General features: G+C 73.2%; 20 protein-coding genes. 6 read left to right on the top strand and 14 right to left on the bottom strand.

Features of this window, described 5'->3' with window-relative positions; all coding sequences use genetic code 11:
- Window positions 1-41 precede the first annotated feature (41 nt).
- From LN042_RS10095 to LN042_RS10085, 3 genes are all read right to left on the bottom strand, one after another.
- Complete coding sequence (locus LN042_RS10095; RefSeq protein WP_230050613.1) at window positions 42-821, bottom strand: alpha/beta fold hydrolase; 780 nt, start codon at window positions 819-821, stop codon at window positions 42-44.
- A gap of 120 nt (window positions 822-941) precedes the next feature.
- Window positions 942-2,180, bottom strand: coding sequence for a glycosyltransferase 87 family protein (locus LN042_RS10090; protein ID WP_230050612.1), 1,239 nt, complete (start codon window positions 2,178-2,180; stop codon window positions 942-944).
- 97 nt (window positions 2,181-2,277) lie between these two features.
- Window positions 2,278-3,147, bottom strand: a complete 870-nt coding sequence (locus tag LN042_RS10085) for a 3-hydroxybutyryl-CoA dehydrogenase (protein WP_230050610.1) — start codon at window positions 3,145-3,147, stop codon at window positions 2,278-2,280.
- A 266-nt stretch (window positions 3,148-3,413) separates the two neighbouring features.
- Between LN042_RS10085 and LN042_RS10080 the strand changes: the two genes are divergently transcribed.
- Complete coding sequence (locus LN042_RS10080) at window positions 3,414-4,232, top strand: SDR family NAD(P)-dependent oxidoreductase (protein WP_230050608.1); 819 nt, start codon at window positions 3,414-3,416, stop codon at window positions 4,230-4,232.
- A 24-nt stretch (window positions 4,233-4,256) separates the two neighbouring features.
- Here the strand turns inward: LN042_RS10080 and LN042_RS10075 are convergent, their stop codons facing one another.
- Genes LN042_RS10075 through LN042_RS10060 form a run of 4 tightly spaced genes read right to left on the bottom strand, consistent with a single transcriptional unit; the run spans window position 4,257 to window position 8,152 of the window.
- Window positions 4,257-4,796, bottom strand: a complete 540-nt coding sequence (locus tag LN042_RS10075; protein WP_230050606.1) for a cupin domain-containing protein — start codon at window positions 4,794-4,796, stop codon at window positions 4,257-4,259.
- 23 nt (window positions 4,797-4,819) lie between these two features.
- A complete protein-coding gene (locus LN042_RS10070; RefSeq protein WP_230050603.1) occupies window positions 4,820-6,244 on the bottom strand; it encodes an MFS transporter in 1,425 nt (474 codons plus the stop codon).
- Between the two features lie 55 nt (window positions 6,245-6,299).
- A complete protein-coding gene (locus LN042_RS10065) occupies window positions 6,300-7,283 on the bottom strand; it encodes an LLM class flavin-dependent oxidoreductase (protein WP_230050601.1) in 984 nt (327 codons plus the stop codon).
- On the bottom strand, window positions 7,280-8,152 hold the full coding sequence (locus LN042_RS10060; protein ID WP_230050600.1) for a nuclear transport factor 2 family protein: 873 nt from the start codon (window positions 8,150-8,152) through the stop codon (window positions 7,280-7,282). Before LN042_RS10060 ends, LN042_RS10065 begins: the two co-directional genes overlap by 4 nt.
- Before the next feature lie 304 nt (window positions 8,153-8,456).
- On the opposite strand from LN042_RS10060, the gene LN042_RS10055 reads away from it, so the two are divergent.
- On the top strand, window positions 8,457-9,356 hold the full coding sequence (locus LN042_RS10055) for an alpha/beta hydrolase (RefSeq protein WP_230050598.1): 900 nt from the start codon (window positions 8,457-8,459) through the stop codon (window positions 9,354-9,356).
- Between the two features lie 30 nt (window positions 9,357-9,386).
- Here the strand turns inward: LN042_RS10055 and LN042_RS10050 are convergent, their stop codons facing one another.
- The 4 genes from LN042_RS10050 to LN042_RS10035 form a co-directional block, all read right to left on the bottom strand.
- Window positions 9,387-10,235 carry a polysaccharide deacetylase family protein gene (locus tag LN042_RS10050; protein WP_230050588.1) on the bottom strand — a complete coding sequence of 283 codons (849 nt, stop codon included), beginning with the start codon at window positions 10,233-10,235 and terminating at the stop codon, window positions 9,387-9,389.
- A gap of 56 nt (window positions 10,236-10,291) precedes the next feature.
- Complete coding sequence (locus LN042_RS10045; RefSeq protein ID WP_230050586.1) at window positions 10,292-11,902, bottom strand: alpha-amylase family glycosyl hydrolase; 1,611 nt, start codon at window positions 11,900-11,902, stop codon at window positions 10,292-10,294.
- 93 nt (window positions 11,903-11,995) lie between these two features.
- Window positions 11,996-12,697, bottom strand: coding sequence for a class F sortase (locus tag LN042_RS10040; protein ID WP_230050584.1), 702 nt, complete (start codon window positions 12,695-12,697; stop codon window positions 11,996-11,998).
- A gap of 158 nt (window positions 12,698-12,855) precedes the next feature.
- Window positions 12,856-13,527, bottom strand: coding sequence for a hypothetical protein (locus LN042_RS10035; RefSeq protein ID WP_230050582.1), 672 nt, complete (start codon window positions 13,525-13,527; stop codon window positions 12,856-12,858).
- Between the two features lie 225 nt (window positions 13,528-13,752).
- Between LN042_RS10035 and LN042_RS10030 the strand changes: the two genes are divergently transcribed.
- A complete protein-coding gene (locus LN042_RS10030; protein WP_230050580.1) occupies window positions 13,753-14,022 on the top strand; it encodes a DUF1876 domain-containing protein in 270 nt (89 codons plus the stop codon).
- A gap of 160 nt (window positions 14,023-14,182) precedes the next feature.
- Entirely contained in the window at window positions 14,183-16,078 is a 1,896-nt protein-coding gene (locus tag LN042_RS10025) for a Xaa-Pro dipeptidyl-peptidase (protein WP_230050793.1), read from the top strand.
- A gap of 48 nt (window positions 16,079-16,126) precedes the next feature.
- Here LN042_RS10025 and LN042_RS10020 read toward each other — a convergent pair whose 3' ends face one another.
- Entirely contained in the window at window positions 16,127-16,378 is a 252-nt protein-coding gene (locus tag LN042_RS10020) for a ferredoxin (protein ID WP_230050578.1), read from the bottom strand.
- The gene (locus LN042_RS10015) at window positions 16,372-17,580 is read right to left on the bottom strand and encodes a cytochrome P450 (RefSeq protein WP_230050576.1); all 1,209 of its coding nucleotides are present in this window, start codon (window positions 17,578-17,580) and stop codon (window positions 16,372-16,374) included. The genes LN042_RS10020 and LN042_RS10015 overlap by 7 nt, the downstream gene beginning before the upstream one ends.
- Before the next feature lie 157 nt (window positions 17,581-17,737).
- Between LN042_RS10015 and LN042_RS10010 the strand changes: the two genes are divergently transcribed.
- Window positions 17,738-18,703, top strand: a complete 966-nt coding sequence (locus LN042_RS10010; RefSeq protein ID WP_230050574.1) for an ATP-binding cassette domain-containing protein — start codon at window positions 17,738-17,740, stop codon at window positions 18,701-18,703.
- Entirely contained in the window at window positions 18,703-19,566 is an 864-nt protein-coding gene (locus tag LN042_RS10005) for an ABC transporter permease (protein WP_230050572.1), read from the top strand. The genes LN042_RS10010 and LN042_RS10005 overlap by 1 nt, the downstream gene beginning before the upstream one ends.
- On the opposite strand, the gene LN042_RS10000 is transcribed toward LN042_RS10005, so the two are convergent.
- On the bottom strand, window positions 19,523-20,512 hold the full coding sequence (locus LN042_RS10000; RefSeq protein WP_230050569.1) for an NAD-dependent epimerase/dehydratase family protein: 990 nt from the start codon (window positions 20,510-20,512) through the stop codon (window positions 19,523-19,525). The genes LN042_RS10005 and LN042_RS10000 overlap by 44 nt on opposite strands.
- Between the last annotated feature and the right edge of the window lies 1 nt (window position 20,513).

Here is a 20,513-nt window from a genome sequence, read left to right as displayed (position 1 = left end):
TCGGCCGGGGCCCAGTGCGTTCCCATCCGGTCGGGAACGCGCTACGCGGTCAGGAACGCGATGGCCGCCGGGAGCAGGGCCGGCGACTGCAGCACGTCGTAGTGGGTGGTGCCCGGCAGCACGGCGAGCTGTCCGGCCGGGCGGTCCGCCGCGTCCCAGCCGGCGTCCCGCAGGCCGCCGCCGAGCAGCCGCCAGAACTCGACCATGTGCGCCGGACTGATGGAGTCGGCGTCGGCGAAGGCCAGCAGGGTGGGGGTGTCGAGGGCGGCCACCTCGGAGGACCAGTCGTACTCCTGCGTCAGCAGGTCGCCCATCTTGGTGTGCAGCAGCGGCCAGTCCTCCGGGCGGGGCGCGACGGCGGCGTAGGTCCGGTAGAGCGGGGAGGGCTTGGTGGCCTCGGCCGAGCCGGGGCCCATCTGCCCCATCGCGGCCAGGATCTCCGGGTACCAGCCGGATCGGGCGAACGGGATGGAGACCACCACCAGGCGCCGGACCATTTCCGGGTACTGGATCGCGGTGCGCAGCGCCGTGGAGCCGCCGAACGAGTAGCCCATCAGATCGGTCTGCCCCAGGCCGAGGTGCTTGATCAGGGCGGCGACGTCGTCGGCCAGCAGTTCGTAGCGGATCGGCCGGTCGACGTCCGCGGTGCGGCCGTGGCCCTGCAGGTCGACCGCGATCACCCGGCGGTGCTCGGCCAGCGCCGGGATCAGCGGCGCGACCATGTCGGTGGAGCCGAGGCCGCCGTGCAGCAGCACCAGCGGCTCGCCCGAGCCCTGCTCGGTGTAGTGGAGGTTGACTCCGTTGACCTCGGCGTAGCTCATGTGGGGGTCCTCTCCGGGCGTGTGATCAGCTCTTCCGGGAGAGTAGACGGACGGCGGCGACCGGACTCATCGGTCGCCGCCGTTCTTCTCAGAGGTTTTCCCTCTCAGAGGTTCTTCGAGTCAGTCCAGGACGGCCCGCTCGGCCGGCGTCGCCCGGCGCGGCCGCGCCGCCGGGGCGGGCGCGTGCCCGCCGCGGGCGACGGCCAGGAAGGTCAGCGCCGCGCAGACCGGGTAGCTCCAGGAGAGCGCCACCAGGTACCAGGGCGGCGCGGCGCCCGGGGCCAGGTGGGAGGCGGCCTTGCCGGCGGCCGGGACCACCCAGCTGCCGGCCGCCACCAGCCAGGCGGCGACTGCCAGTCGCCCGGCCCGGCCGCGCCGGAGCGGGCCGTGCGCCAGGCAGATCAGGGTGGGCAGGAACCAGACGTAGTGGTGGCTCCAGGAGATCGGGCCGAGCAGCAGCCCGAGCAACTGGACGGTGACCACCATGGCGAGGGTCTCGCCGCGCCGGCCGGCGGCCCGCAGCGCCAGCAGGCCACCGGCCAGCGCGCCGAGCGCCAGCACGCAGTAGAGCGCGGACAGCCCGCCGTCGTGGCCCAGGGTGCGGGCCACGGCACCGCGCAGCGACTGGTTCTCGAACGAGGCCACCTGGCCGACCCGGCTGGTGTCGTAGAGCTCGTGGAACCAGTAGCGGTGGGAGTCGCCGGGGTCGACCGCCCAGGCCAGGCCGACGGTGGCGAAGAAGACCAGCGCCGACCAGAGGGCGGCCCGCCACCTGCGGGCCGCCAGGAAGTACAGCCCGGTGACGGCCGGTACCAGCTTCAGCCCGGCGGCGACGCCGACGCCGGCACCGGCCGCGAGCGATGAGCGGCGGGTCAGTCCGAGCAGCACGATCGCCGCCAGGATCAGGTCGATCTGCCCCAGGCCCAGGCTGTGCCGCACCGGCTCCAGCCAGAGGGCCAGCGCCGTCCAGAGCATCGCGGGCCGGGCCGGGGCCGGATGGCCGAGCAGCCGGAACGAGCAGTGCACCACCAGCCACAGCGCGCCCAGCGACAGCAGGTGCCAGGCGCCCGCCGCGACCGGCCAGGGCAGCGCGGCCAGCGGCAGGAAGACCGCCGCCGCGAACGGCGGATAGGTGAACGGCAGCGGCTGGGCGTGCGGGTCCGAGCGGTGCAGCACGAAGTCGTACAGCGTGCCGTGCAGCACGCCGGGGGAGCCCTGGTAGTAGACCTTGAGGTCGAACATGTCGGTGGCCAGCACCGTGATCACCAGGTGCGCCGCCAGTGAGACGGCGAGCACCCAGCCCGCTCGGCGCGGCAGCGCCACCCGGAACGCCGAGAGCCGCCCTTGCGGCGTGGACATCAGCACACTCGGCCTTCCCCGATCTGTTCTGTTCGGGTACCACAGTACCGACCGGGTCGGGCCCGCCCGGCGGGCGAGCCCGGGAGGGGGCGGTCCGTCAGGCCGTGGCGGTGTAGTCGTAGAAGCCGCGACCGGACTTGCGGCCGAGCAGACCGGCGTCGACCATCCGGGAGAGCAGCGGGGGAGCGGCGTACAGCGGCTCCTTGTACTCCGCGTACATGCTGTCGGCGATCGACGCGATGGTGTCCAGGCCGATCAGGTCGCACAGCCGCAGCGGACCCATCGGGTGGGCGCAGCCCGCCTCCATGCCCTTGTCGATGTCGGCGGCGGTGGCCACACCCGACTCGAACATCCGGACGGCCGAGAGCAGGTACGGCACCAGCAGCGCGTTGACCACGAAGCCGGCCCGGTCGCGGGCCCGGATCGGCTCCTTGCCGAGCGCCTCGACGGCGAAGGTCTCGATCCGGGTGGTGGTCTCGGCGGAGGTGGTCAGGGTGGGGATCACCTCGACCAGGCGCTGCACCGGTGCCGGGTTGAAGAAGTGCAGACCGATCACCTGCTCGGGGCGGGTGGTGGCGGCGGCCAGCTTCACGATCGGGATCGAGGAGGTGTTGGAGGCCAGCACCGCGTCCCGGCGGGTGACCACCTGGTCCAGGGTCTGGAAGATCTTGACCTTGATCTCCTCGATCTCGGCGACCGCCTCGACCACCAGGTCGCGGTCGGCGAAGTCGGCCAGCTCGGTGGTGAAGGTGATCCGGCCCAGCGCCTCGTCCCGCTGCTCGGCGGTGAGCTTGCCGCGCTTGACGGCGGTCTCCAGCGAGTTGCTCACCCGGGCCCGGCCGAACTCCAGCGCCTCGGCGCCGGCCTCCGAGACCAGCACGTCCAGCCCGGAGCGGGCGAAGACCTCCGCGATGCCCGACCCCATCAGGCCGCAGCCGACCACCCCAACGCGCGCGATGTCGCTCACTCAACTTGCCTTTCCGGAATCCGGACGGGCGGGATCGCCGCCCGGCCGGCTCGACCGTTGTCGCTCGACCGTACTACCTGGCACGCCCCGGTGGGGCCGGTGCCCCGGGCAAATGGCCATTACGCCGTTCGAATGACGCCCATTCGAATGATCGAGGCTGCCCCGCCCGTGTGGTCCGGTACCGGGGTCCGGCCCGGCCCCGCATGCTGTCCGGGTGAACCGCGCCGAACGGTCGGCGACCGGCAGGGCGCGTGGAGGGAGCGGCGATGCGCAGCGGCACGTTGGAGGGCCAGGTGGCCCTCGTCACCGGCGCCGGGCGGGGCATCGGACGGGAGATCGCGCTCGGCCTGGCCGCCGAGGGCATGGCCGTGGGGCTGGTCGGCCGGACCCTGGAGACCCTCACCGGGACGCTCAGGGCCTGCGCCGGGGAGGGCGCCCGGGGGATCGCGGTGACCGCCGACGTGACCAGACTCGGGGCGGTGCGCGAGGCGGTGCGCAGCGTCGAGCGGGACCTCGGGCCGATCGACCTGCTGGTCAACAACGCCGGGCAGGTGGACAAGGCCGAGGTGCCGATCTGGGAGGTCGACGCGGCGCAGTGGTGGCAGGTGATCGAGGTCAACCTGCGCGGGCCGTTCAACCTGCTGCGCTGCGTGCTGCCCGGCATGGTGGCGCGCGGCCGCGGCAGGGTCCTCAACCTCAACTCCGGCTTCGCGGTGCGCCCCGACGGCCACTACACCGCCTACGCCACCTCCAAGGGCGCGCTGCTCCAGCTCTCCGACAACATCGCCGACTCGCTGGCCGCCCACCACGTGGTGGTGCTGGACGTCAGCCCGGGCGCGGTGGCCACCGACATGACGGCCGGCATGCCGATGTTCGCCGACCGGACGGAGTGGAACAGCATCCCCTACATGGTGGCGGTCGCCGTGGATGCCGCCCGCGGGCGCTTCGACGCGCTCCACGGGCGGTTCATCCACGCCGGCCGCGACGACCTGGAGCTGCTGGTGGAGCGGGCCGAGCGGATCCGCACCCTGGACGCCCGCACGCTGCGGCTGCGCCGGTACGGCGACGACGATCCGCTGGCCTGATCCGCCGGCTCGGCCGAGGCCGGCTCAGCCGGCGGCCGGCTCCGCGCCCAGGAAGACGAAGGCGGCCAGCGCGGGCTGGTCGCCGCGGTTGTGCCAGGCGTGCCGGGAGCCGCGCTGCACCGCGCAGCTGCCGGGCGTCAGCCTGGTCTCGGTGCCGTCCTCCAGTTCGAGCCAGAGCTCGCCCTGGAGCACCACCACCAGGTCGACGGTGTCGGTGGCGTGCCGGCCGGCCGCGTCGGGGGTGATCGCCGCCAGCATGCCGGGGAAGGTCTGCTCGACCTCGGCGAACAGCTCCGCCTGGTCGCCTTCCGGGGCCGCCGCGGCGCCGTCCGGCGGCCAGCTGACCACCACGAAGCGGAAGTCGCCCGGCTTGGCCGGGAAGTACGGCTCGAAGCTCGCCGCCTCGGAGCCGGTGCCGACCGTCGGCGTGCCGTCGGCGCCCCACACCCGGAAGAACTCGTAGCCGGGCATCGCCCGCAGGACCACCGGTTCGACCGGGCCCCGCGCGTCCACCACCGACGAGCCGTCGGCCCGGCGGCCGGCGACGAACCGCTGTATCTCCATGGGTCCTCCTCCTGAGGGTTCGGTCAGTCGGCCAAGTGGTGCAGCCGGGCCGGCAGCAGGGCCGCCACGGCGGCGACGGCCAGCAGCAGGGCGAGCGCGGAGACCAGCATGGACAGGTGCATGCCGGCGATGAAGCCCGAGCCGCCGGCGGCCAGGGCGCCGAACACCGCGACCCCGATCGCACCGCCGATCTGCCGGGCGGAGTTGAGGATGCCCGAGGCCAGGCCGGCCCGCTCGTGCTCCACCGACTCCAGCATCGCGGTGGTCAGCGGCGGCACCGCGAGCCCACCACCGATGCCCAGCGGCACCAGCAGCACCAGCACCAGCGCGATCGCGGTGTGCCGGCCGACCACCAGCAGCGCCAGCAGGCCGGCGGCCTGGATCAGCACGCCGATGATCAGCGGCAGCCGCGGCCCGAACCGGTTGGTCAGCCGCCCGGCCGTCACGTTGACCACCGTGGTGAAGGCGGTCATCGGCACGAACATCAGGCCGGCGCTCAACGGTGAGGCCCCGCGCAGCTGTTGGAAGTACAGCGTGAGCACGAAGACGAAGCCGTAGTAGCTGAAGTTCAGCGCGAAGCCGGTGCAGGTGCAGAGTGCCACCGCACGGTGGCGGAACAGGCTGAGCGGCACCGCCGGACGTTCCTGGCGGCTCTCGATCACCACGAACGCCACCGCGCAGACCGCGAAGACCAGCAGCGCGAGCAGCGTGCCGGGCGCGGTCCAGCCGTGCGCGCCACCGTTGATCACCGCGAAGACCAGCCCGGCCAGGCCGGCCACGGCGGTCGACTGGCCGCCGAGGTCCAGCGAGGCGGTGCCGGGCCGCGACCTGGGCGCCTTGACCAGGCCGGCCAGCGCCGCGATCCCGACCGGCAGGTTGATGAAGAAGATCCACCGCCAACCCAGCCCGTCGGTCAGCGCGCCGCCCACCACCGGCCCGGCGGCCACCGCGACACCGCCGCCGGCGGTCCACAGCGCGATGCCGCGGGCCCGGCCCGCCGGGTCGCCGTAGGCCTGCCGGACCAGCGAGAGCGAGGCCGGCAGCATCACGGCCGCCGCCGCGCCCTGCACCGCCCGGGCGGCGATCAGGACGCCCAGGTTCGGTGCGAAGCCGCAGACCGCGGACATGACGGTGAACATGGCCAGGCCCCAACCGAACGCCCGGGAGGCGCCGATCCGGTCGGCCACGGACCCGGCCGAGAGCAGGAGGGCTGCGAAGACCAGGGTGTACGCGTCCACCACCCACTGCAGTCCGGAGACCTGATTGCCCCACTGCCGGCCGATGGCCGGTAGCGCCACGTTGACCACCGTGGTGTCGAGCGTGGTGATGAAGAACCCCAGGCAGGCGACCGCGACCACCAGCGGGCCGGTGGCGCCGGCCTGGGTGGCGGCGGGGGACGCTCCCGCCCGGGTGTCCTGTCGGGTTCCTGGTTCTGTGGTCCGGTCCATGATGCCCCTTCAGCGGCCGGGGCCGCTGCTCGCGGTGGTTCGTCGGTGCTCCGCGCTAGCCCTGTGGCCGCGCGGCGGTCATGGGCGCGAAGGCCTCCAGGGCCTTCGTGACCCGGGTGCGGGCGGCCTCGGGCGTGACGTCCGGGCCGACGATCGCGGGATCGAAGTTGAAGTCGAGGAAGATCTCGGTGGCGCCCGCCTCCCAGCAGCGGTGCAGGTCCTCGGTCACCTGCTCGAACGAGCCCCGGAACAGCTCGCGTTCGCCGTCCGGGCGCAGCGCCTGCTGGTCGGTGTCGAGGAACGTGGTGGCGCGCACCACCACCCGGAAGGCCTGCGGATCGCGGCCGGCCTTCTCGGCGGCGGCCCGTACCCCGCGGGTGGCCGAGACGATGTCGCTCAGGGTCACGAAGCCCGGGCTGACCCAGCCCTGGGCCAGTCGCCCGGCCCGGGCGAAGGCCTCCGGGGTCGAGCCGCCGAGCAGCAGCGGGAAGGTCTGCTGGTCCGGCCGCGGTCGCACCAGGGTGCGCGGCAGCTCGGTGAACTCGCCCTTGAACTCGGCGATTTCGCCCTCCCACATGCGCCGCATGACCTCGGCGTACTCCAGCATGCGAGCCACCCGGCGGGCCATCGGCACCCCGGCGGCGGTGAACTCCTCCTGGGACCAGCCCTGGGCGAGACCGACGTCGAGCCGCCCGCCGGAGATCCGGTCCAGCTGGATCAGCTGCTTGGCCAGCATCGCGGGCGCGGTGAACGGCGCGTTGATCACCGAGAAGCCCAGCCGCACCCGGTCGGTCACGGCGGCGACCTGGGCCAGCGTGGTGACCGGCTCCGCCACGCCGTGGTTGAAGGCCGGCTCGAACTCGGAGGTCCACTCGGCGTCGTCGGTGGAGAGCGGGAAGAGCAGTCGGCTGAAGGTCCACAGTGAGTGGTAGCCGAGGCCCTCCGCCAGCTGGGCGATCCCCTTCTGGTTGCCGGGAGTCGCCCAGGCACCCGAGAGCGGCACGCCGACCCCGAGCAGAGCCGTCTGACCAGTCGTCATCGGGATTCCCCCTCGCCGCCCGCGAACCGCATTTCCGCCGGCACCTGCTCGGCGTAGGCATAGGTGTCGTAGAGCTCGCGAAGCACCGTGATCCTGCCGTCCACCACCTGGAACATGCCGTAGTAGTGGTTGGTGTAGTCGGCGCCGTTCGGCAGGATCATCTTGCTCAGGTACTCGACCAGCGCCCACTGCGGGTCGGCGAAGGCCTCGCTGCGGACGATCGGGAGGTCGATCGCCCGCATGGCGGCCGCGACCCCGGTGTAGAGGGCGCGGACCTGGTCGCCGACCAGCCGGGTCGGGGCGCCGGGCGGGGCGAGCGGCATGTCCATCACCACGTCGTCGGCCAGGCAGGCGAAGGCGGTTTCCAGGTCCCGGGCCGAGATCGCGTTCAGGAACCGGCGGGCCACCTGCTGGGCCTCGTCGCCGGGCCGGGCCGCCACCGCCGGGTCGCCGCTGCGCCAGACCACGGTGTCGGTGATGCCGGCGATCCGCCAGCCGGCGCCGGTGCGGCGCAGCTCGAAGCGGTAGTGCCCGGAGGTCTCCACCCGCGGATCCCGGTCGACGGCCGAACCGACCAGCTGGAGCCGGTACTTGGCGGTGCAGACGGCGGTCCCGTCGGCGCCGGGCACCACCAGGTGGTCGGTGATCTGGCGGTGGACCGACCGCGCCCGGGCGACCTGGGCGGACCAGCCGTCCACCAACTGCCGCCGCGGCACGGTGAACTGCTCGCCCGGCGATCCGGCGATCACCTCGTCGGCGAACAACTCGGTCAGCGCCGACCAATTCTGCTGGTCGAACAACCATCCGAAGCTCGTACACAACTCGATGATGTCGTTCCGGTCGAGTGAATGCTGTGAACTCTGTGCCACGTGCTGCTCCCTTCGGGAGTCCGCCGGTGGGGCGGGCGCCAGGTGCGGTTGGGCCAGGGCCGGTCGTGCAGCGGAGAACCGTGCGGGTCGAGGCAAACAGCCCGCGCCTGACACAGTCAAGTTCTTGGTCAAATCAGATCGGGAGAAATCTGGTTACCGGGTCCAACTATGCAAGATAACCCAATACTTGGTCACCTTGACGAGTTGTCAAAAATTTTGTCTATGCTTGGCTTGGACGAGCCGGCTGCGGTGCTTCCCCGGGCTGCCCGGCCGCCGATTCCGCACTCTCCGGAGGGAGACAAACGTGTCCAGCCTCGTCCGCCCTGAGAAGGTCACCTTCACCAGTGGTGGTACCAAGCTCGTGGGCAACCTCTACCGTCCGACCTCGGCCGCCGCCGGGCCCGCACCGGCCGTCGTCGTCACCGGCACCTGGACCTCGGTCAAGGAGCAGATGGCCGCCCGCTACGCCGCGGGGCTGGCTGCCGCCGGCTACACCGCACTGGCCTTCGACTTCTCCGGCTCCGGCGAGTCCGACGGCACGCCGCGCGACTGGGAGAACCCGGCCGGCAAGGTCGCGGAGATCGCCGTCGCCGCCGACCACCTGCGCTCGCTGCCCGGCGTGGACGCCGACCGGATCGGCGGGCTGGGCGTCTGCGCGGGCGCCGGCTACACCGCGGTGGCCGCCGCGCGCGGCGCCGGCTTCCGCTCGCTGGCCATGATCGCGCCCTGGCTGCACGACGCCGAGGTGCTGGCGGGCCTCTACGGCGGCTCGGACGTGGTCGACGGGCTGATCGCACGCGGCGAGGCGGCGGCCCGGAAGTACCGCGAGACCGGCGAGGTGGACTACGTGCCGACCGCCAGCACGGACGACGAGCGGTCGCCCATGTACGGCAGCTTCGACTACTACCTGGACAGCAGCCGGGGAGCCGTTCCGCAGTGGCCCAACCGGTTCGCCGTCATGGGCTGGGCGGACTGGCTGACCTTCGACCCGATCGCGGTGGCCCCCGAGGTGGCCGTCCCCACCGTGCTGGTGCACAGCCGCGAGGCCGCGATCCCGGAGGGCGTGGACCGCTTCCACGCCGCCCTGACCGCACCGAACGAGCTGCACTGGCTGACCGGTGGCCAGTTCGACTTCTACGACAACGAGCCGACCGTGACCGCCGCCCTCGACCTGGCGGCGGCGCACTTCGGCCGCACCCTCTGACAGCCGCTCCCCAGTCCGGCCGGCGGCCGGTCAGCTGCACAGCTGGCTGGCCGTCACCGCGCTCAGGCCGCGCTGGCGCAGTTCGTCCAGCACCGCGGGCAGCGCGTCCACCGTGCCCTTGTGCCCCATGTGCAGCGCCACCACCGAGCCCGGCTTGATCCCGTTCAGGATCCGCCGCTGCACCGCCTCCGCACCCGGGTCCGCGTAGTCCATCGGGTCCAGGTCGTAGGAGAGGCAGTGGTCGTAACCCGCCTTCTTGGCCTGCTTCTTGACCAGCGGGGTGGCGAACTGGGCGGCGGAGGGGCGGAACCAGCGGCCGATCGAGCCGGTGAGCGCCTTCAGCCGGTCCGCGCAGCCGCTGATCTCGGCGTACACCTGGTCCGGACCGAGGGTGGCCAGGTCCAGGTGGTTCTGGGTGTGGTTGCCCAGCTCATGGCCGCCGTCCAGGATGCGCCGGGCCAGCTGCGGCTGCGCGTCCAGCCAGCTGCCGACCACCAGCACGGTCAGCCGCGCGCCGCGCTGCTCGGCGGCCGACAGCAGTGCCGTGGCCAGCGCCGGGTCACCCTGGCCGTGGAAGGTGAGCGCCACCTGCTGGCGGTCGCGCGGCCCCGAGACCACCTCCTGCGGGGTGCCCGGGGAGAGGTCGGGCAGGTCGGTGGCGATCGGCGAGGCGGCGCCCGGCGGTGACGGATCGGACGTCGCGTGCGGCATCCGGTTCGGATCGAGCGGCGAGCCGTGGCCCGCCCGCGACCCGCCACCGTGCGGCCCGCCGGCGCCGGTGGCGGCCTCCTGGCCGCAGCCGGTCAGCAGCTCGCCGGCCGCGGTCAGGGCGGCCAGTCGGGCGGTGGTGCGCAGGATCCTGCGGCGGTCGACTGTCATCGGCAACCAGCATAAATACGTCGGAATCGGACAGCGATCCGAACACTGGCGGCCGGTCAGTTCCCGGTGCCCTCGAGGTCGCCGTCGGACTCGATCCGGAAGACGCCGTAGCCGAAGCCGTCCGCCCTGATCAGGCCGTCCGTCACTGCCGCGCCGCGCACCACCAGCCCGGTGGCCGGGCCCACCGCCTCGGCCGGCACCAGCTCCACCGGCTCCCGGCGCGGATTGACCACGACCAGGTGATGGCGCCCGCGCCGGTAGACGAACGGATAGCCCTCGTGCAGCACCGTCACGCTGCCGCCGGTGCCCAGCTCGGGCGTGTCGCGGCGCAGCCGGATCAGCCGGCGGACCTGCTGGAGCAACGAGTCGGGATCGGTGCGCTGGGCGGCGGCGTCGGGCCGGGCCGGGTCCGGGTCGACCGGCAGGTAGAGCGCGGCCGGATCGGCGCTGGAGAACCCGGCGTTCGGCGCGGCGTCCCACTGCATCGGGGTGCGCGAGCCCTGCCGGGCCTCGGTGCCGCACTGGCTGCCCTCCTTCTCCGGCAGTCCTGGCACGTAGCGCATGCCGATCTCGTCGCCGTAGTAGATCACCGGCAGGCTGGGCCAGCTGAGCACGAAGGCGAACGCGCAGCCGACCTGCTCCCGGGTGCGCGGGCCGCAGACCAACCGGGAGAAGTCGTGGTTGGCCGTGGGCAGCGCGACCAGGCCGCGCCCGTCGATGGCCTGGTCGGCCTGCTGCCAGGCGGCCAGGAACTCGGCCATCGAGCCGCCGCCCGCCGGATCGAAGTAGCAGGGCCGGCCGTCCGCCCAACTGCCTTGACTGCCCGTGCCGTTGTCCCACAGCGAGCGCAGGCCGCGGCCGGTGAAGTGCAGGAAGAAGTCCGCGTGGAAGCCGGCCGGGACGGACCGGGCCGGATCGCCCCACTCGGCGATCAGTACCCGGTCGGGGTAGTGCCCGTCCAACCAGTCGCGCAGCTCGCGCCAGAGCCGGGCGGTCTCCACGTGCGCCGGGTCGTCCTTGACCAGGGACGAGGCCATGTCGACCCGGAAGCCGGCCACGCCGAGCTCGAACCAGTGCGCCATGACCTCCCGCAGTGCCGCCCGGTTGGCCCGCGGCCCCGGGGCGTCCACCGGGCTGCGCCAGGGCTCGGCCGGGTCGGGGCGGGCGTGGCCGAAGTTGAGCGCGGGCTGGATCGGGTAGAAGTTCGCCAGGTAGAAGCCGCCCCGGAGGCCCTGGTTGGGGATCCAGGAGCGCACCGGGGCGGTGACCCGGTCCGACCAGATGTAGCGGTCGTCCGCCGGGTCGTGGGCGGCCCGCTGGAACCACGGGTGGCGGTGCGAGGTGTGGCCGGCCACCAGGTCGAGCAGCACCCGGATGCCGCGCTCCCGGGCGGCCGCCACCAGGGCCGCCAGGTCGGCGTTGCTGCCGTAGCGCGGATCGACGGTCAGGTAGTCGGTCACGTCGTAGCCCGCGTCGCCGAACTCGGAGGCGAAGCACGGGCTCAGCCAGACCGCGGTGATCCCGAGGTCGGCGAGGTGGTCGAGCCGGGCGGTCAGGCCGGGCAGGTCGCCGATCCCGTCTCCGTCGGAGTCGGCGAAGGACTGCGGATAGATCTGGTAGAGCACGGCCTCGGCGAACCAGTCGGGCACGGACACGGGGGCGGTCATCGCACGGCCTCCAGGAGCGGGCGGACGGCTATGGACCGATGATGCGCCGGTTCCCCGGTCGGCGGGGCCGGTTCGGCGAACTGCCGGGGACTCTCAGGTCTCGCGCAGGCCGGTCAGGTGGGCGAACACCACCACGTTGGCGGTGTAGTCGCCGTGCTGCCGGTCGTAGGCGCCGCCGCAGGTGATCAGGCGCAGCTCGGCGTCGGCGGTCTTGCCGTAGACCCGGTCGTCCGGGAAGGCGTCCTTGGGGAACACCTCCACGCTGTCCACCGTGAAGGTGGCGGTCACCTTGTCGTCCCTGTCGATGTCCACGGTGTTGCCGCGGGTGAGGCTGCTCAGGCCCCAGAAGACGGCGGGCGCGGTCTTGGTGTCGACATGGCCGAGCACGATCGCCGGGCCCTTGTTGCCCGGCACCGTGCCGCCCTGGTACCAGCCGACCAGGTTGGTGTCGTCCGGCGGTGGGGCGTTGAGCACCCCGTCCGGGCCCAGGTCGAGACCGGTGAACGGGGCGTTGACGCCGATCACCGGGATGGACAGCCGGACCGGCTTGGCGTCCGGCACCACGATCGCCGGGCTGGTCCGCCGGTCCGTGGCCGAGGCGCTCGGGCTGCCGGCGGCCTGCGCGGCGGCCTGCGGCAGCGGTGGCAGGGCCGGGCGCGGGTCCGCCGAGCGGTGGATCATCAGCAGGCCGAGCAGGCAGGACAGCAGGGCGGCGAACAGCGCGTTCCGGCGCCGACGGCTCAGCCTGTCGTTGAACGGAGCGGGGTCGCCGTCGGGCGGAACCAGTGAGCGCATGGCCGGACCTTTCTTGGCGTCGGGCGGGCGGGCGAGGTGCGGGCGCGGTGAGCGGGAGCGCCGCCGCGCGCCGGGCCCGAGGGGGACGGGTCGGGCCGGCGCGCGGGGCGGGTGGTCCGACCGGGGGAGAGGGCCGGTCGGACCACATTGCGGGTTTGCTACTGGGCGCCCGCCGACTTGCGGCGGCGCAGCGCGAGGGCGCCGACGGCCAGGCCGCCGGTCAGCAGCGCGGCGCCGGTCGCCAGGCTGTGGTCATCCGCCAGCGCGCCGAAGCCACCACCGGTGTGCACACCGCCGTGCGGGCGCTCCTGGTTGCCGTAGCGCTGGTCGTCCAGCTTCTGGTCGGTGATCCGCTGGTCGTCCAGCTTCTGGTTGGTGACCTTCTGGTCGTCCAGCTTCTGGCCGGTGAGCTTCTGGTCCATGAGCTTCTGGTCGTCGACCTTCGTGTTGTCGGTCGTCGTGAACCCGGTGCTCGGGGCGCCCGAGACCAGGGCACCCGAGCTCGGAGCGCCCGAGACCAGGGCCCCGGCGCTCGGGGCGCCCGAGACCAGGGCCCCGGCGCTCGGCGCCTCCGAGACCAGGGCCCCGGCGCTCGGGGCCTCCGAGGCCAGGGCGCCCGTGCTCGGGGCGCCCGAGACCAGGGCCCCGGCGCTGGGGGCCTCCGAGGCCAGGGCGCCCGAGCTCGGGGCACCCGAGACCAGGGCCCCCGGGGTCGGGTGCTCGACGCCGGCGCCGCCGGGCGTGGTGTCGGCGAAGGCGATGGCAGCCGGGGCCAGGCTCAGCGCGGCAGCGGTGAGGCCGGCGAGGGCGAGGTGCTGTACACGACGCATGTGTTGATTTCCCTTTCCAGCGCGCACGCGGACGGGCCGACAGTCGGTCGGCCGGGGGACATCCGCAGGCTCTGCTCCACCGTCAGCCGCCGAGCGGAGGGCTGCCACTACATGGCGTACGAACGTGTGACGCTGCGCCCATCCGGGCGTACTGTCCGTCACCTTCCGTGAGCGCGGCCGGCCCGGCGGGTGCATCCTGGAGAGGTACCAGTGGAGGTGACGGCGATGACGAAGACGCTGGTCGGATGGCACATCGAGGTGGAGTTCATGGAGGAGGCCCCGCACACCGCGGCGGCGGTCCTGCTCAGGCTGCCGGACGGACGGGAGCTGCGGGCGCGCGGCGACACCAGCCGGCACCCCTCCGACCCGGAGCAGTTGCGGGTCGGTGAGGAGGTCGCGGCGGCCAGAGCGCTGCAGGAGCTGGCGAAGCAGCTGCTGGACAAGGCCCACACCGAGATCGACGAACTCGGGAAGGTGCCCAGCTATCCGCTGTGACCGCCGGTGACCCGAACCGGCGCGCGGCCCGGTCCCAGGACCGGGCCGCAGCCGTGTCCGGGTCCGGTCCGGCGGACCTGACGAACCGCCAGGGCTGACGGGTCAACAGGGAGGGCCCTGGGTACGGTCCCCGGGCGTGAGACATCACCGGTCATCCTCGATGGCGATCATCGCCACCCTGCTGTTCGCTTTCGCCGCCGCGCTGCTCGGCCCGGTCGGCACCGCCTGGGCGGGCTCCGTGCAGAACGGGGCCAGCCAGCCCGTCTACTCCTACGCCGACGCCGTCCGGGAGAGCGTCTGGGTCGACACCGGGACCCAGGTCGACGGCACACCCGTCCGGGTCGCCGCCGACATCATCCGCCCCCGGGAGCCGGCCGCCCACGGCCGCCGAATACCAGTGATCATGGACGCCAGCCCCTACTACTCCTGCTGCGGGCGCGGCAACGAGAGCCAGGTCAAGACCTACGACGCCAACGGCGAGCCGGTGCAGTTCCCGCTCTACTACGACAACTACTTCGTGCCGCGCGGCTATGCGGTGGTGCTGGTCGACCTGGCCGGCACCAACCGGTCCGACGGCTGCGAGGACGTCGGCGGGCCGCTCGAGGTGGCCGGCGCCAAGTCGGTCATCGACTGGCTGGGCGGCCGTGCCGTCGCACACAGTTCACGCACCGGCGGCACCGAGGTCAAGGCCTCCTGGGCGAACGGCTCGGTCGGGATGATCGGCAAGTCGTGGGACGGCACCATCGCCAACGGCGTGGCCGCCACCGGCGTCGACGGCCTGAAGACCATCGTGCCGATCTCCGCGATCAGCTCCTGGTACGACTACTACCGCTCGCAGGGCGCACCGCTCTACCCGGGCACCCCCGCAGACCTGGCGAGTTACGTCGAGGACCCGGCCACCACCGCCAACTGCGCCACCACACAAGCCCAGTTGGCCGCCGGCGCGCCCTACAGCGGCGACTGGACCCCGTTCTGGCAGCAGCGTGACTACGTGGCCGGCGCGGACAAGGTGAAGGCCAGCGTCTTCGTGGTGCACGGCCTGCAGGACCTCAATGTCCGGACCGTGCAGTTCGGGCAGTGGTGGGACGCACTGGCAGCCCGCGGGGTGCCGCGCAAGATCTGGCTCTCCCAGACCGGACACGTCGACCCGTTCGACTACCGGCGCTCGGCCTGGGTGGACACCCTGCACCGCTGGTTCGACCACTACCTGATGGGCGTGGACAACGGCATCGACCGCGAGCCGATGGCGGACGTCGAGCGTGCCCCCGACCAGTGGTCCACCGACGCCAAGTGGCCCGCGCCCGGCACCCGGTTGACCACCGTGCACCTGAACCCCGGTGTGCTGGGCGGCAGTTCGTCCAACGCTGGGACGGTCGGTTTCACCGACGACCCGAGCCGCGACGAGAACGCCTGGGCCGCCGACGTCGACCGCGACACCCCCGACAAGACCGTCTTCAGCACCGGAGTGCTCGACCACGACGTGCGGCTGTCCGGCAGCGGCGACCTGACCCTCACGGTGAGCTCCAGCACCACCAGCGCCCACCTGAGCGCGGTGCTGGTGGACGTCGGGCCGGCCGTGATCCGCGACTACCTGGGCTCGGGCGAGGGGATCACCACGCTGACCAGCCGGTCCTGCTGGGGCGAGGGAACCCCGGGCGACACCGGCTGCTTCCTGGACACCGCCGCCGACACCTCGCAGGTCGGCGCCACCGTCTTCAGCCGCGGCTGGATCGACCTCGGGCACCACGCCTCGCTCGACCAGGGACAGCCGCTCACCCCCGGTGCGCCGTACCGGATGACCGTGCACCTGTCGGCGGCCGACCACGTGGTGCCGGCCGGCCACCGGCTGGCGCTGATCGTGGCCGGCACCGACAACGGCCTGATCGACCCGCCGGACACCAAGCCGACGCTCACCGTCGACCTCAGCCACTGCGAGCTGCGGCTGCCGCTGGTCGGCGGGACCAGGGCACTGCCGGCCGGTCAGCCCAGGGCGGCGGCGAGCCGGCCGGCGCCGCTCTCCGTGCTGACCGGACGCCAATCCGACGACCTGCGCTGACGGACCGCCGGGTGGGAGCGGCCTCGACCGGCCGCTCCCACCCGACCGTCACGGCGCCAACTGCTCACCGGTCGCCACCCGGCGCACCGTGATCGCCTCCATCGGGCAGAGCTCGGCGGCCTCCACCACCTCGTCCAGCGCGTCGGTGCGCTCCCGCAGCGGGCGGGCCCGGCCGTCGCTGAGGGCCAGGTCGTCGGGGGCGCTGGCCGCGCAGAGGCCGGTGCCCGCGCAGCGCGTCCGGTCCACGGACACCGTCAGACCGCCGTGCTCCCCCGGCCCGGCGAACCCGGCGCTCACCACGTGGCCGGCAGGGTCTGCGGGCTGCGGGTGAGCAGGCCCCGGCGCCACTCGATCTCCGCGACCGGCACGGTCAGCCGCAGCCCCGGCAGCCGGCGGGCCAGCCGGTGCAGGGCCAGCTCCAGCTCCATCCGGGCCAGCCAGGCGCCCAGGCAGTGGTGCGGGCCGGCGCCGAACGTCAGGTGCGGCGTGCCCACCGGGTCGAACAGCCCGCCCTGCCAGTCGGCCGGGTAGACCTCCGGGTCGTGGTTGGCGGCGAAGTGGTCCGCGGCCACCACGGAGCCCGCCGGGACCAGCACGCCGCCGATCTCCACGTCCTCCTTGGCCCGGCGCAGCAGCCCGGGCAGCACCTCGTTCTCGCCGAGCGGCACGCTGCGCAGCAGCTGCTCGGCTGCCGCGGCGGCCTCCTCCTCGCTGCCGGCCAGCCGCTCCCAGGCGTCCCGGCCGTCGGTGAGCAGGTAGACCAGGGCGTTGCCGAGCGAGGTCATGGTGGTCTCGTGGCCGGCCACCACCAGCCCGATGACCAGGCGCACGATCTGCTGCTCCGTCACCTCGCCGTCCTCGTCGGCGGCCAGCACCAGCGAGCTGACCAGGTCGTCGCCGGGTTCGGCGCGGCGCTTGGCCACCAGGGCGGTGCCGAAGGCGAGGAAGTCGACGATCGCCTCCCGCACCTGCTCCGGGGTGTGGGCGGAGGTGGAGAGCGCGTGGTCGCTCCAGTAGGCCAGCCGCTTGAGGTCCAGGGTGTCCAGGCCCATCAGCCGGCTGATCACGGCGACCGGCAGCGGGCGGGCGAAGGCGGTGATCAGGTCGGCCGGCCGGGCGGCGTCGCTCAGCCGGCTCACCAGGTCCTCCACCACCGAGGCGACCCAGGGCCGCCAGCGGGCGATGGCGCGGGGGGTGAAGGCGCGCTGCACGGTGCGGCGCAGCCGCTGGTGCTCCTGGCCGTCCAGGTTGAGCAGCCCGTCCGGGTCGTCCAGCAGGTTGGGGTACGGGGTGAGCGGGGGTGCGTCGGCGGCGTAGAGCGGGGCCCGGCCCAGGCGCGGATCGGTGAGCACCTGGCGCACGTCGGCGTGGCGGCGGACCAGGTAGACCGGGGTGCCGGTGAGCAGGGTGGTCAGCTCGGGCGGGCCGGGCCGCGCCGCCTGGCGGCAGTGCAGGGGGATGAGGGCTTCGGTGGGTGCGGCGTCGCTTGGATCGAGGGACACGGTTCCTCCGAGGGTAGGCCTGGCTACTGACGGTAGACGGCTTGTCACTACTCAACCAGGGGGCGTTATCAGCCAGTTGAGGGGCGCGTGGCACCGCGCCGGGCTCCGGTTTGCCGGTGTTCCCGGGGCGGGCGCATCGTGGAGGAAGGGTCAGGAGGTGCCTGCGGTGGACGAGGCGGTGATTCGCACGGCCGGACTGACCAAGACCTATCCCAAGTCCGAGGTCCCGGCCGTGGACGGCCTGGACCTCCAGGTGCGCCATGGCGAGCTGTTCGGCCTGCTCGGCCCCAACGGTGCCGGCAAGACCACCACGGTGGGCATGCTCACCACCCGGGTGGTGCCGACCGCCGGACAGGCCTGGATCGGCGGCATCGACGTGGTCGCCCGGTCCACCCTGGTCAAGCAGGTGATCGCGGTGGTCTCGCAGCAGAACACCCTGGACCGCTCGCTGACCGTGCGGGAGAACCTGTTCTTCCACGGGCTGCTGTTCGGCTACTCGCGCCGTGCGGCCCGCCGGACCGCCGACGACCTGCTGGACCGCTTCCACCTCGCCCGCTGGGCCGACGCCTCGGTCCGGGCGCTCTCCGGCGGGATGGCCCAGCGGTTGATGGTGGCCCGGGCGATCTACCACCGCCCCGCGGTGCTCTTCATGGACGAGCCGACGGCCGGCCTCGACCCGCAGAGCCGGCTGGCCCTCTGGGAGATCCTCGCCGGCCTGATCGCCGAGGGCCAGACCATCCTGCTGACCACCCACAACATGGAGGAGGCCGACCAGCTCTGCGACCGGGTGGCGATCATCGACCATGGCCGGATCCTGGCGCTGGACACCCCCACCGCGCTCAAGCAGGCGGTGGACGCGGACACCGTGGTGACCGTGCAGGCACCCGGGGACCCCGCCGAGCTGGCCCGGCTGCTGGCCCGCGAGCTCGACGGGGTCACCAGCACCAGACTGCTGCCCGGCGGGGTGGAGCTCCAGGTCACGGTGGGCAGCGGCGTCCGGCTGCTGCCACGGGTGCTGAACGCGGCCGAGGGCGGCGGCTTCCAGGTGGCCGACCTCTCGGTGGCCGAGCCGACCCTGGAGACCGTCTTCATCAGCCTGACCGGAAAGGAACTGCGGGACTGATGGCCGTCGACACGATGATCACGGTGACCCCGGCGCGGTCGGTGGCGGCCGCCTCCCGTGCGGCGCTGAGTGCGCTGATCCAGCGCGACCTGCGGGTGCTGTTCAAGAGCTTCGGCGAGTTCGCCGGGCGGACCCTGATGCAGCCGCTGCTGCTGGTCTTCGTCTTCCTGTACGTCTTCCCGACCATCGGGCAGGGCGTGGGCAGCGGCGGCGGCCGGGCCGGGGAGTCGAACTTCGCGACCGTGCTGGTGCCCGGGGTGGTCGCGATCACCATCATGTTCCAGGGCATCCAGTCGGTGGCGATCCAGCTCTCCCAGGAGTTCGGCTACACCCGGGAGATCGAGGACCGGGTGCAGGCGCCCTGCCCGCTGTGGCTGGTGGCGGTCTCCCGGGTGCTCTCCGGGGCCGCCCAGGGCATGATCTCGGCGGTGCTGGTCTTCCCGATCGCCGCGGTGGTGCACGCGCCCGGGGTGCACGCCGAGCTGTCGGTGCACTGGTGGGTGGTGGTCACCCTGATCCCGCTGGCCTGCCTGGCGATGACCTCGCTCGGGCTGGTGCTCGGCACCAGTTTCGAACCGCGCAACATCGGGCTGATGTTCGGCTTCGTGGTGCTGCCGCTGGTCTTCCTGGGCGGCACCTACTACCAGTGGACCAAGCTCTCCGCCGTCGAGGTCGGCGGCTTCCACTGGCTGCAGATCCTGGTGCTGGTCAACCCGCTGATCTACATCGCCGAAGGCATGCGGGCCGGGCTCACCGACACCCAGCACATGCACCTGTACATCGTCTACCCGGTGCTGACCGCCTTCTGCGTGCTCTTCCTCAGCCTCGGACTGCGGAACTTCCGCCGCCGGGTGCTCTCCTGAGGCTCGCGCCCGCCAGGCTCGCGCGGACCGTGTCGCGCAGTGCCGCGGTCAGGTCGCCGTCGCCGGTCGGCTCCAGGAAGAGCTCCCGGGTGAGCAGCCCGGCGAGCCGCGCGGGCGCCAAGCCACCCTCCCGGCCGGTCAGTCGATGGGTGATCCCGACCGCCCGCAAGACGGCGCCGAGCACGGCGGGCGGCAGCCGCGGAACCGCCGGAGCGGTGGGCCGACCGGCCGCGGCGGCCAGCTCCAGCACCAGCTGACGCCACGTCAGGTTGCCGTCGGCGATGGGAAGATCATCCCCGGAGCCGCTCTCCAAGGCGTCGACGGTGGCGCGGGCCACGGTGCCCACGGTGGTGACCGCGGTGCCGCCGGGCGGGACCGGCAGCGGGGCGCCGGAACGCAGCCAGGGGACCAGCGGGGCCAGCAGCGGGGGCCGGCCGGGCGTGGCGCCGAAGACGAACGGGATCTCCAGCACCGCCACCGGCAGTCCCGGTCCGGCCGCCGCCCGGGCCCGCGCCGCCTGCGCCACCCGGCTGGCGATGTACGGATGCCGGTCGGCCAACCGCAGTTCGGGCCATCGGCGGTGGAACGCGGTGAAGTAGGAGCCGTGCAGCACCGCGCGCTCCACCCCGACCCGGCGGGCGGCGGCCAGCAGCCGCCGCACCGGCGCCACGTTGTGCGCGTCGAAGTGGGCGGCGGCCGGCCGGCGCGGGGTGCTGCGGTCGTCGGCGCCCGCGGCGAACACCACGCCCTGGTGGCCGTCCAGGAGGGCGGCCCACTCGTCCTCGGTGAGCCGGCCGGCGTCACCGGTCAGCCGGCCGGGTCGCGGCCCGCTCCCGAGCGGCGACGGTGTGCGGGAGAGCACCGACACCGCATGGCCCCGGGAGGCCGACTCGGCCACCACGTGGTGGCCGAGGAACCCCGTACCGCCGATCACCAGTACCCGCATG

The sequence above is a fragment of the Kitasatospora humi genome (assembly GCF_020907985.1).
GTDB lineage: Bacteria > Actinomycetota > Actinomycetes > Streptomycetales > Streptomycetaceae > Kitasatospora > Kitasatospora humi.
The sequence above is the reverse complement of the archived record's forward strand: the minus strand, read 5'-3'. Positions and strand labels throughout refer to the sequence as shown.

Excerpts from the sequence above, each read along its gene's own strand:
- LN042_RS10090 (WP_230050612.1), bottom strand. The coding sequence starts at position 2,180 with ATGTCCACGCCGCAAGGGCGGCTCTCGGCGTTCCGGGTGGCGCTGCCG.
- LN042_RS10065 (WP_230050601.1), bottom strand. The coding sequence starts at position 7,283 with ATGACGACTGGTCAGACGGCTCTGCTCGGGGTCGGCGTGCCGCTCTCG.
- LN042_RS10080 (WP_230050608.1), top strand. The coding sequence starts at position 3,414 with ATGCGCAGCGGCACGTTGGAGGGCCAGGTGGCCCTCGTCACCGGCGCC.
- LN042_RS10075 (WP_230050606.1), bottom strand. The coding sequence starts at position 4,796 with ATGGAGATACAGCGGTTCGTCGCCGGCCGCCGGGCCGACGGCTCGTCG.
- LN042_RS10050 (WP_230050588.1), bottom strand. The coding sequence starts at position 10,235 with ATGACAGTCGACCGCCGCAGGATCCTGCGCACCACCGCCCGACTGGCC.
- LN042_RS10000 (WP_230050569.1), bottom strand. The coding sequence starts at position 20,512 with ATGCGGGTACTGGTGATCGGCGGTACGGGGTTCCTCGGCCACCACGTG.
- LN042_RS10040 (WP_230050584.1), bottom strand. The coding sequence starts at position 12,697 with ATGCGCTCACTGGTTCCGCCCGACGGCGACCCCGCTCCGTTCAACGAC.
- LN042_RS10095 (WP_230050613.1), bottom strand. The coding sequence starts at position 821 with ATGAGCTACGCCGAGGTCAACGGAGTCAACCTCCACTACACCGAGCAG.
- LN042_RS10035 (WP_230050582.1), bottom strand. The coding sequence starts at position 13,527 with ATGCGTCGTGTACAGCACCTCGCCCTCGCCGGCCTCACCGCTGCCGCG.
- LN042_RS10025 (WP_230050793.1), top strand. The coding sequence starts at position 14,183 with ATGGCGATCATCGCCACCCTGCTGTTCGCTTTCGCCGCCGCGCTGCTC.
- LN042_RS10045 (WP_230050586.1), bottom strand. The coding sequence starts at position 11,902 with ATGACCGCCCCCGTGTCCGTGCCCGACTGGTTCGCCGAGGCCGTGCTC.
- LN042_RS10005 (WP_230050572.1), top strand. The coding sequence starts at position 18,703 with ATGGCCGTCGACACGATGATCACGGTGACCCCGGCGCGGTCGGTGGCG.
- LN042_RS10070 (WP_230050603.1), bottom strand. The coding sequence starts at position 6,244 with ATGGACCGGACCACAGAACCAGGAACCCGACAGGACACCCGGGCGGGA.
- LN042_RS10030 (WP_230050580.1), top strand. The coding sequence starts at position 13,753 with ATGACGAAGACGCTGGTCGGATGGCACATCGAGGTGGAGTTCATGGAG.